This is a genomic window from Cupriavidus sp. SIMBA_020 (assembly GCF_046535395.1).
In the GTDB taxonomy this organism is placed as follows: domain Bacteria; phylum Pseudomonadota; class Gammaproteobacteria; order Burkholderiales; family Burkholderiaceae; genus Cupriavidus; species Cupriavidus campinensis.
In genome coordinates this window covers 1-270 of sequence record NZ_JAWRWU010000639.1, presented here as the reverse complement: position 1 = coordinate 270, position 270 = coordinate 1, and the positions used below count along the sequence as shown (strand labels likewise).

The window sequence follows — 270 nt, the reverse complement described above, 5'->3', positions numbered from 1 at the left end:
CCGCACGACACGATCGTCGTGCCCGCTTGACGGGCGCGCGTCCGGTTTGTGCTTGTTTCAGTTGTTTCGCTCAATTTTCATGTAATCAAGGATCCAGGCCATGAAGCTTACCGATTTCAAGGTGCTGACGTTCGATGTCGTCGGCACGCTGATCAATTTCGAACAGGGCGTGCTCGCCTCGGTGCGCCGCCTCGGCGGGGTCGCCGCGAAGGATCTCTCCGACGACCAGATTTTTGAACCGTACCTGCGGGGCCGCGCAGCGTTCCCCGG

General features: G+C 60.4%; 1 pseudogene. It reads left to right on the top strand.

What is annotated here, in order from left to right:
- Nucleotides 1–100: 100 nt before the first annotated feature.
- Nucleotides 101–270: pseudogene (locus SB751_RS30865) on the top strand (HAD family hydrolase); the annotation flags it as partial.